Origin of the sequence: Desulfovibrio sp. ZJ369, from assembly GCF_011039085.1 — a bacterium.
GTDB lineage: Bacteria > Desulfobacterota > Desulfovibrionia > Desulfovibrionales > Desulfovibrionaceae > Desulfovibrio.
Genome location: NZ_JAAKEI010000007.1, coordinates 73,865 through 84,255 on the forward strand (window position 1 = coordinate 73,865; position 10,391 = coordinate 84,255).

Consider the following 10,391-nt stretch of genomic DNA (forward strand, 5'->3'; position numbering starts at 1 on the left):
TTTCGGTCAAAAAAATGAACCCCATTGACCCAGGCCCGCTTCCGGCCTATGCTGCTGATCCCATGCCGCCGGACGGGCCTGAAGGGCGGCGCGGCGGCCATGCCGCAACGTATAGAGCGGTTTGCTAATGAAATTAGCTAAACCGCTCTGGCGACAGCGTTAGCTGGCGCCCGCGCCGAATGAGCCTGAAAACCACGTTTTTCAGGCGAAATGATGGCAGCGCCGCTTTTGAAATTGAATAATTTCAAAAGCAAAATGCTCTAGTGCTCCAGGAGCAGAGGCAAATCGTGTCACACCAGGCAGCAAACCATGTGCGCGAAGATATAACGCGACTTTTGCAATACGCGCCTCCCGAAATGCGCGCCGCGATCCTCGGCCTGTTGCCCGCGGCCAAGCGCACGCTTGATTCCGGCTACCATCCGGACGTGCGCCGCGTGCCCCTCAAAAGCTGGCGCTGCCTTTTGCAACTGCTGGCCTCGGTGACGTCCATGCAGAGCGACACCGAAACCCTGCTGCGGGTTTCCAACGATCTGCTTTCCATTGCCGACCGCATGGCCCCGCCCGGCGAAGTTCTGCGCCAGAGCGCCGAGGTCCTGGTGCACGCCCTGCACGCTGATCTGTATGTCTGCCGCCTCAGAAACGCCAGGGGCGAATGGGTGACCCAGGCCGCCAATCATGTGCGCGGCGGGAGCATCCCCATAGTGGCGCCCATGCTGGATGAGAGCCTGCGCAAACATCCGGTCATGAGCGCGGTTCTGGAAGGGCATATCCGCTATGTGGTTTCCAACAACTTGCAGGGCCTGGAGCGCGGGGGCGGCTCTTTTGACTGCGTGATCTACAAGGAAGGCTATCGCTCGCGTCTGGCTTTTGTGCTGCGGGAGCGCAACGACCGCCCGGCTTTCGGGCTTGTGCAGCTCTACACCAAGCGCGAGTACGGCTTTGAAGCCTACGACGAGCGTTTTCTTTCCAAATGCGCGCGCATCGTCTCCCTGACTGTGGGCCGCCGCGTGGCCGTGGCCCGCGACACCCTGGAAAAAGCCGCCGGGGCTATGGCCCATTACGGCAACAACGCGCTCAATGTGATGCGCAACCAGGCAGAATACTGCGGCGAGCTGGTGGAGGACATCGACGCCAACCTGGCCCGTGCCCTGCGCATCTCGCGGGAGCTTCTGGCCGAATTTCCCGAAGACTCGCGCGGCCGCTTTCTGGCTCTGGAGCTGGAGAGTATTCTGGCCCGCAGCGATCTCACGGAACTGGCAGGGCATCTGGGCGGCGTCCTGGAAGGCACGCGGCGCATGACCCGGATCATCAGTTCGCTCAAAAAATCCGTCGAGCGCCCCCGTTTGCTGCACTATGCCCTGGGGCACGACGTGCTCAAGCTGGAAGACGACATCCGCCACGAGGATTGAGATGCGCGCCGCGACCTTCCTGCCCTTTCTGGACACACTGAAAACGTATACCGCCCGTGATTTCCGCGCGGATCTGACGGCCGCGCTGACCGTGACGCCCATGGCCATTCCGCAGGCCATGGCCTATGCCCTGATTGCGGGCGTGCATCCGCAGTACGGCATTTACGCCTGCATGCTGCCGGTGATCGTGGCCGCGCTCTGGGGTTCGGCCCGCTACCTGGCAGCCGGGCCCACCAATGCCATTTCCATGGTGCTTTTTTCCACCATGGCCACAGTCAGCGTGGGCGGCACGCTGATCGCCAGCCTGCCGCAGGAAGCGCGCATGGCGTATGTTTTCGGCCTGGCCCTGCTCTGCGGGCTGATCCAGGTGGGCATGGGCCTGGCGCGTCTGGGCGATCTGGCCAATTTCATCTCCCATTCGGTCATGGTCGCATTTTCCACCGGCGCGGCCCTGCTGATCGCCGCAGGCCAGCTCAAGACGGTTTTGGGGCTGCCCGGCCCCAAGCCCGCGGGCTTTTTCCCGCAACTGGGCATGGCCGCGCGGCAACTTGGGCAGATCAATTACTGGAGCCTGGGGCTGGCCTTGTTGACCATTGCCCTTATTCTGCTGCTGCGCAACAGCATTTCCCGGCGCTTCCCGGCCACGCTGGCGGCCCTGGCCCTGGTGAGCCTGATCGCGGACGGTTTGCAGGCGACCGCCAACGGCGTGGCTCTGGTGGGGCCCATACCCAGCATCATCCCGCCGCTCTCCCTGCCCCCGGCCTTTGATCTCACCGCGCTGGGGGATCTGTTCATGCCCGCCCTGGCCATTGCCCTGCTGGGCACGGTGGAATCCCTGGCCATCGGCAAGCAGATGGCCGACATCAAGGGCGACGTGTTCAACGGCAGCCAGGAGCTCATCGGCCAGGGCCTCGGCAATATCGCGGCCGGGCTGACCTCGGGCATTCCGGGCTGCGGTTCTTTCACCCGCAGCGCGCTGGTCGTCACCTCCGGCGGCACTACGCGCATGGGCACCGTGTTTTCCGGCCTGCTGGTCCTGCCCATGCTCTTTGTGCTGGCCCCGCTGATCAGCTATCTGCCCATGCCCGCCCTGGGCGGCGTGCTGCTGCTGATCTCCTTTCAGATGATCGACAGGGAAGCCATCCGCCTCTGTCTGGTGGCCACGCGCGTGGATCGCGCCGTGCTTCTGCTGACCTTTGCCGCCACCCTGCTGCTGGATCTGGAACGCGCCATCTTCGTGGGCGTGCTGCTTTCACTGGTGCTTTTCATTTATAAAACCTCACATCCGCGCGTGCGCAGGCTCAGACCCAAAGATCCCCTGCTGCGCGACGCGCCGCCGGACATGCCGCCGGGCATTGCCGTCTACGTCATTGAGGGCACGCTCTTTTTCGGAGCCATTCATGAACTGGAACGCCAACTGCGCGAGGAAGACCGCGAACCCGCCCGGCTGGTTGTCCTCCATCTGACCCGCGTGTTCTGGCTGGACGCCTCGGGCGCGCATGCGCTGGCCCAGTTCGTCGAACGCTGCTACGCGCACAGCGTGCCCGTGATTCTGGTGGTGGGCAGCCGCAATGTGCGCGATATTCTGCGGCGCACGGGCCTGCTGAGTTATCTGAGCTCCGGTTTTGTGGCTGAGACCATCAACGAGGGCCTGCGCCTGGCCGCAAATCTGCTCAGCCGTATCACCTGCCGGGACGACCGCTGCTCTGTGCCCGCGCCGGATCCGCCGCCTGCGCCGCCCCCGGAAAAAACAGCCGCGGCCATGGCGGCCACGGCCAATGAAGGGGAGCCGCAAACAGCGCCCCCAAAACCAGCATCGGCAACAAAACAGCCATGAACAAAATCCCGGCGCTTCCTGCCCCGCGCTGCCGCTGCCCGGCCAATCCTGCGCGCCTGCCTTTCGGTCCGGAGCACCCCTGGCTCGCGCCCCTGGCCGGATACAGCGATCTGCCTTTCCGCCTGCTCTGCCGGGAATACGGGGCCGCTGTCTGCGTGACTGAAATGGTCAGCGCCAAAGGCCTGATCTACGGCAGCCCGGGCACCGGCGCGCTGCTGGCCACCCTGCCAGAGGATCAACCCCTGGTGGTTCAACTGTTCGGCAGCCAGGCCTCTTTTCTGCAACAGGCCGTGGAAGTGCTGCGCGAGGCGGGCTTCGGCTGGTTTGACCTGAACATGGGCTGCTCCGTGCCCAAGGTCATGCGCCAGGGCGCGGGCGCGGCCATGCTGGCGGATCCGGAAAACAGCCTGCGCGCGGCTGAAGCCATGCTGCGCGCCGCCGGGCCCGGCCGGGTGGGTTTCAAACTGCGCCTGGGCATCAACGCCGAGCGTCCGGTCTGGGAAGATCTGGCCCTGCGCCTGGAGGATCTGGGCGCGGGCTGGCTGACGCTCCACCCACGCTTTGCGCGCCAGGGCTTTGGCGGCGCGGCGGACTGGACGGCCCTGGCCCGGCTTGCGCCGCGTTTATCCCTGCCTCTGCTGGCCAGCGGGGACTTGTTCAGCGCGGCCGATGGTCTGCGCTGCCTTGAGCAGACCGGCGTCAGCGGCGTGATGTACGCGCGCGGGGCCATGCACAATCCGGCTGTCTTTGCCGAGCACCGGGCCCTGTGCCGGGGTGGCGTCCCCGAAGCGCCCAACGCGGCCCGCCTGCGCGCCATGATCCGCCGCCACATGGAGCTTGCGCGCGCATACTGCCCGGGCAAGGCCGCGCTCTGGAAGATGCGCTCCGTGCTGCCCCGCTATGTGCGACTTCTGCCCGGCGCGCGGGCCTTGCGCCAGGAGCTTTGCCGCTGTACTGATTGGCAGGAGCTGGAAGACGCGCTGGAGACCTTTCTGCCGGAATCTTAGAGCAGATTACCTTTGACTTTTTATGAAAGTCAAAGGTGGCCGCTTTCGCGTCAGCAGAGCATTTTTCAAAGAGAAAATGCTCTGAAACGGCCCAGTGCCCAAGGAGAAGAAATATGGACGTACTCCGCGCCACAACAGCGGGCTTTTGCATGGGCGTGAGTCTGGCCCTGCAAAAGCTGGACACGGCCCTGACCCTGGCCGCGACCACACCCGCCCGCAGCCCGCAAGGGCGCATCTGCACCCTGGGTCCGATCATTCACAATCCGCAGGTGCTCGCGGCCTATGAAGCCAGGGGCGTGGTCTGCGTGCGCGACACAGCGGACTTGCGGCCGGGCGACGCGGTGATCATCCGCGCCCACGGCATCCCCCGCCAGGAGGAGGAAAAAGTACGCGCCAGCGGCGCGCACATCACGGACGCCACCTGCCCCAAGGTCAAAAAGGCCCAGTTGGCCATTGCCCGCGCCACGCGCCAGGGCGCTGTGCTGCTGCTGTTCGGCGAGGCCGATCATCCGGAAGTGCGCGGCCTTGTCTCCTACGCGCTCGGTCCTGCCTATGTCTTCGGCAGCCAGAAAGAACTTGAGCGCCTCATTCTGCCGGACAGGCAACGTTATGTGCTGGCCTCGCAGACCACCCAGGATCGCGAAACCTTTGCGGCTCTTGAAGAAATGCTGCGGGCGCGCTTTGCGGATCTCGTGGTGCTTTCCACCATTTGCGACGCCACCCGCGAGCGGCAGGAAGAAGCGCGCAGCATTGCTTCGCGCGTGGATGTCATGGTAGTCGTGGGGGGCAGGCAAAGCGGCAATACCCGCAGACTGGCCGATGTGGCGGCCCTGAGCGGCATTGAGACCTTTCATGTGGAAAGCGTGGACGAGCTTGATGCCGAAAGATTTACGCAAAAATCGCGCGCAGGCCTAACGGCTGGCGCATCTACGCCGAAAAGTCTCATTGACGCCGCCCAGACCTGGCTGGCATCACTGTGATCACGCGGCGGGGCAACACGCAGCCCGCCGGGGCCGTTCGCACCTGGGCGAATGCGGCTGCATGCCGCTTTTTCATGACGTGTATCTTGCGCAGCGTTTTTTCGGAGGCAGCATGGCTCAGACCAATATTCTCCTGGAAGCGGGCACCAATGAGCTTGAAGTGGTGGAATTTTATCTGGATGAAGTCGTCCCTTCATCCGGAGACGACGGCGAAGAAACGCCCGAGGCCGGTCCCGCCGAGGAGGCCTACCGGGGCTTTTACGGCGTCAACGTGGCCAAGGTGCTGGAAATCATCCGCATGCCCAAGGTGACGGAACTGCCCGAAGTGCAGCATCCGAGCGTGCTCGGGGCTTTCAACCTGCGCTCGCGTATCATCCCCCTGGTGGATCTGGCCATGTGGCTGGGCAAAACGCATATCCAGACCGACGAGCAGCCCAAAACCATTGTGACGGAATTCAACAACGTGACCACGGCCTTCATGGTTTCCGGGGTCAACCGCATCCACCGGATCAGTTGGGAAAAGGTGGAGCCGCCCAACAAATATGTGGCCGCGGTTTCCAACAACACGGTCATTGGCGTGGTCAAGCTGGAGGAGCGCATCGTCTTTCTGCTGGATCTGGAAAAGGTGGTGGCCAATCTGAACCCCAAACTGGGGCTGCGCCTGGATGATCTCGGCGCGGACTGGACCAACGCCGGCTACCGCGCCCTGATTGCCGACGACTCGGCCCTGGTGCGCGAGATGCAGCGCGACCTCTTGGAAAAGGCGGGCTTTACCGTGGAAGTGGTATCCAACGGCCGCGCGGCCTGGGAACGGCTGGAAGAATTCCGACGCCGCGCGGAAGAGGAAAAGCGCCCGATCACGGACTTTGTGCATGTGGTGGTCTCGGACATTGAAATGCCGATCATGGACGGCCTGAACCTGACCAACCGGATCAAAAGCGATCCCCTGCTCAAAAAGCTGCCGGTGCTGCTCTTTTCCTCCCTGATCACCGACAAGCTGCGCCACAAGGGCGAAAGCGTGGGCGCGGACGATCAGATTTCCAAGCCGGAAGTCACGCAGCTTGCCAGACGCGCTCTGACCCTGATCAAGGAACGTGAGCAACCCGATCACGCCCCGGCCTGAGCGGGCATATCCATACCGGCTTGTTTTTCTTGCGGGGAATGCGCTTGCGCATTCCCCGTTTTTTATGCTCCGGCCATTTGCAAAGCCGCAACCTCCCGTGTATGCTGGCGCAAACATCATCACGGCTGCGGGAGTGCGGACAATGGCTGTTGTGCTGGGCACGGCCGGACATATCGATCACGGCAAGACCTCTCTGGTGCGCGCGCTCACCGGCATGGACTGCGACCGCCTGGACGAGGAAAAACGCCGCGGCATCACCATTGAGCTGGGCTTCGCCTGGCTGGATCTGCCTGGAGGCGAACGCCTGGGCATCGTGGATGTGCCCGGCCACGAGCGCTTTGTGAAAAACATGGTGGCAGGCGCGGCGGGCGTGGATTTTGTCATGCTGGTCATTGCCGCGGACGAGGGCGTCATGCCCCAGACTCGCGAGCACCTGGAAATCTGCTCCCTGCTCGGCATCGACAGCGGTTTTGTGGCCCTGACCAAGATCGACATGGTTGATCCGGAATGGCTCGCGCTGGTTGAAGAAGACATTCGCCGCTTTCTGGAAGGCACATTTCTGGAGAATGCTCCGCTTTTTCCCGTCTCCTCGGCCACGGGCCTGGGGCTGGACGCTCTCAGGGCCCATATCCTGCAAAATGCCGCAGCGCAGCCCGCCCGGCGGCGTAGCGATATTTTTCGCCTGCCTGTGGATCGCGTCTTCAGCATGAAAGGGCATGGCACGGTGATCACCGGCACCGTGATTTCCGGCGCGCTGAACAGCGGGGCCGAAATCCGCTTCATGCCGCCGGCATTGCCCGGCCGCGCGCGCGGCATACAGCGCCACGGCACAAGCGTGGACACGATTTCGGCCGGGCAACGCTGCGCGGTCAACGTGCAGGGCCTGGATGTGCCGGAGATAGAGCGCGGTTTTGTGCTGGCCAGGCCCGGCGAGCTCTTTCCCTCCAAACGCTGGCTGCTCAGGCTGACCTGCCTGGCGTCGGCCCCGCGCCCCTTGCGGCAGCGGGTGGAAATCCATTTTCACCACGGCGCGCGAGAATGCGCGGCCCGCGTCGTCTTTTGGGATCGCGACAGACTGACTCCCGGCGAGACGGCTCTGGCGGAAGTGCGCTTCGCGGAAGAAATGGTCGGCATTTTCGGCGATCATTGCGTGCTGCGGGCCTGCGCGCCCCTGCGCACAGTGGCGGGCGGCGTGCTGATCAGCCCCCTGCCGCCGGAATTGCGCCGCAAAGACCCGGAACTGCCCGACAAACTGCGTCTGCTGGAACAGCTCCCCTCCTTGAGCGATCGCGCCGCCACGGCCGGGGGACGGCAGCGCGACGAAAGCCGCGCCGCCCTGATCGGCGCGGTGCTCGCGCTGCGCGGCGCGGGCGGGGCGAGCCGCGCGCAACTCAAGGCGCTTACGGGCCTCGGCGCAAGCGCGCTGGACGCCGGCCTCAGCCTGCTTTCCGGCAAGGGCGAAGCCCTGTGCTGGGACAAGGAAAATCATTGCTGGATCAGCAAGGCGGCCTTTGACAGGCTGCTCGCCGGCGCTTTGGCGCGCGCCGCAGAACTGCACTGCAAGGAGCCGCTCAAACCCGCTTTTTCGCGCAACGCCCTGTTGGCGGCCTGGAGCAAAAACCTGCCGCCGCGCCTGATCCAGAAGGTTCTGGACGCCGCGGTAAAAGCGGGCCGTCTGGCCGTGGCAGGCGAAGGTCTGCGCCTGGCCGGGCATACGGTGACCCTGGCTGCGGATCAGGCGGGCCTGCGCCAAAAGTTGTTGGCGGCCCATCAGCGCGCCGGCTTGACGCCGCCCAACGCCAGGGATCTGCTGGAAGAGCTCGGCTGTACTGTCAAAGAGGCCGCGCCCGTGCTGCGTTTGCTCTGCGAGCAAGGGGCGCTGGTCAAGGTGAAGGATGGCCTGTATTACGACGCGGCAGCCCTGGGCGCGATTCTCGAACAGGTACGGCAATGGTTCGAAAGCCATGAAAATCTTGACGTGGGCGGTCTCAAGGAAATTCTTGGGCTTTCCCGCAAGTACCTTATCGCCTTGCTGGAATATATGGATAATGAGCGGATAACCGTGCGCGTGGGCGATCAGCGCCGTTTCCGGGGGCGCTGAGGCAGTGCCGGCCGTCCCGGCCGCGGCGCGGATTGCCGCGATCCGAGGCGCGCAGGCTTCTCTTCCTCCAAAAGCCACGGCAGGGTAAAAATTCTTCAGGCCGCAACATAATCTTATGTGAAGAGGAGAAAAGATATGCCTGAAAAAATTCTTATTGTGGGCGGCGTTGCCCTGGGCCCCAAAGCCGCATCCCGCTGCAAGCGTCTGATGCCGGATGCCGACGTGACCATTGTGGACGAAAATGTCTACATTTCCTACGGCGGCTGCGGCATTCCCTATTATGTCTCCGGCGAGGTGCAGAATCTGGATGATCTGCGCGCCACCCCCTACCATACGGTGCGCGACCCGGAATTTTTCCGCAGCATGAAGGGCGTGACCGTGCGCAACCAGACCAAGGCCCTGGCCATCGACCGCCAGGGCAAAACCCTGCTGGTCAGGGATGTGGTCAGCGGCAAGGAAGAAAAACTGCCCTACGACAAACTGGTCCTGGCCACGGGCGCGAGCCCGCGGGTTCCCCCGGTGGAAGGCAAAGACCTGCACAACGTGCTCTCGCTCACCCGCCTGGAGGCCGCGGACGCGATCCGCACGGCCTGCCAGGAGGGCAGAATCAACGAGGCCGTGATTGTGGGAGGCGGCTTCATCGGTCTGGAAGCGGCCGTGGCCCTGGCCGACATGTGGGGCGTCAGGGTCAGCGTGGTGGAAATGATGGATCAGATCCTGCCGGGCGTGCTCTCGCGCTCTCTGGCCCGCATGGCCGCGCATGACTGCCAAAGCCACAAGGTTGATGTCTATACCGCTGAAAAGGTGCTCAGGCTGGAAGGCAAAAACGGCGCGGTGAGCAAAGTCATCACCGACAGGCGCGAGCTCCCCGCCCAACTGGTCATCTTTGCCGCGGGCTTTATCCCCAACGGCCAGCTGGCCAGGGACGCGGGCCTGGATGTGGCCCCCTTCGGCGGGGTGGTGGTGGACGAGCACATGCGCACGTCCGATCCGGCCATCTACGCCGGCGGCGACTGCGTGGCCATCAAAAACCTCATCACCGGCAAGCCGGGCTATCTGCCCCTGGGCAGCCTGGCCAATCGTCAGGGCCGCGTCATCGGCACCAATCTGGCAGGCGGCAATGCGGCCTTCACGGGCTATGTGGGAACCTGGGCGGTGAAACTTTTCGGCCTTTCCTTCTGCGGCGCGGGCCTCACGCTTGAGCGCGCCCGCAAGGAAGGCTTTGACGCCATGAGCGTCAGCGTGGAGCAATTGGATCGCGCTCACTTCTATCCCGAAAAGGAGATGATGAGCCTGGAGCTGGTTGTGGACAAAGCCGACAGGCGCGTGCTGGGCATTCAGGGCGCCGGGCCGGCGGGCGACGCTCTCAAGGCCAGAGTGGACGCAGTGGCCGGGGTTTTGCAGTATGCCAGGCCCACGGTGGAGGATATTTCCAATCTGGAAATCGCCTATGCGCCGCCGTTCGCCTCGGCCATGGACGTGGTCAACGTGGTGGCCAATGTGGCGGACAACGTGCTCGCAGGCCGCTTCAAACCCGTCACCGGCGACGAATTCATGGAGCTCTGGAAAAACCGGGACCGGAACAGCGTCTTCTTTATTGACGCCCGCCCGGCCAAGGCCGGTCAGGCCATGCAGGCCGAGCACCCGGAATGGCATTCCATTCCCCTGGAAGAAATGGCGGCCAGAATCGACGAAGTGCCCAGGGATCGCCCGGTGGCCCTGATCTGCAATACGGGCCTGCGCGCATACGACAGCCTGCTGATTCTGGCCCGCAACGGAATTACAGACACCGTCAATTCCACGGGCGGCATGCAGGCCCTCAACAAGATGGGTCTGAAACCATAACTTCGCTTGTACGCATAGACTCTTGCAGCTCCGCGCCCGACGCTCCTGCCGACGCCAGCGGGCGCGGAGCTGTGGTATGCGCGCCGGAG

General features: G+C 63.8%; 7 protein-coding genes. All 7 read left to right on the top strand.

What is annotated here, in order from left to right; all coding sequences use genetic code 11:
• The first annotated feature begins 287 nt into the window (after positions 1–287).
• The 7 genes from G7Y51_RS03910 (at position 288) to G7Y51_RS03940 (ending at position 10,302) form a co-directional block, all read left to right on the top strand.
• A complete protein-coding gene (locus G7Y51_RS03910) occupies positions 288–1,409 on the top strand; it encodes a hypothetical protein (RefSeq protein WP_241160124.1) in 1,122 nt (373 codons plus the stop codon).
• A 1-nt stretch (position 1,410) separates the two neighbouring features.
• Positions 1,411–3,246, top strand: coding sequence for a SulP family inorganic anion transporter (locus tag G7Y51_RS03915; protein WP_165175073.1), 1,836 nt, complete (start codon positions 1,411–1,413; stop codon positions 3,244–3,246).
• Entirely contained in the window at positions 3,243–4,253 is a 1,011-nt protein-coding gene (locus G7Y51_RS03920; protein ID WP_165175074.1) for a tRNA-dihydrouridine synthase family protein, read from the top strand. The genes G7Y51_RS03915 and G7Y51_RS03920 overlap by 4 nt, the downstream gene beginning before the upstream one ends.
• A 113-nt stretch (positions 4,254–4,366) precedes the next feature.
• A complete protein-coding gene (ispH, locus tag G7Y51_RS03925) occupies positions 4,367–5,233 on the top strand; it encodes a 4-hydroxy-3-methylbut-2-enyl diphosphate reductase (RefSeq protein ID WP_165175075.1) in 867 nt (288 codons plus the stop codon).
• A 112-nt stretch (positions 5,234–5,345) separates the two neighbouring features.
• Positions 5,346–6,356 (top strand): chemotaxis protein, encoded by a 1,011-nt coding sequence (locus G7Y51_RS03930; protein ID WP_165175076.1) that lies wholly within the window; start codon positions 5,346–5,348, stop codon positions 6,354–6,356.
• Positions 6,357–6,498: 142 nt separating this feature from the next.
• Entirely contained in the window at positions 6,499–8,457 is a 1,959-nt protein-coding gene (gene selB / locus G7Y51_RS03935; protein WP_165175077.1) for a selenocysteine-specific translation elongation factor, read from the top strand.
• A gap of 135 nt (positions 8,458–8,592) precedes the next feature.
• Positions 8,593–10,302, top strand: a complete 1,710-nt coding sequence (locus tag G7Y51_RS03940) for an FAD-dependent oxidoreductase (protein ID WP_165175078.1) — start codon at positions 8,593–8,595, stop codon at positions 10,300–10,302.
• Positions 10,303–10,391: the final 89 nt, after the last annotated feature.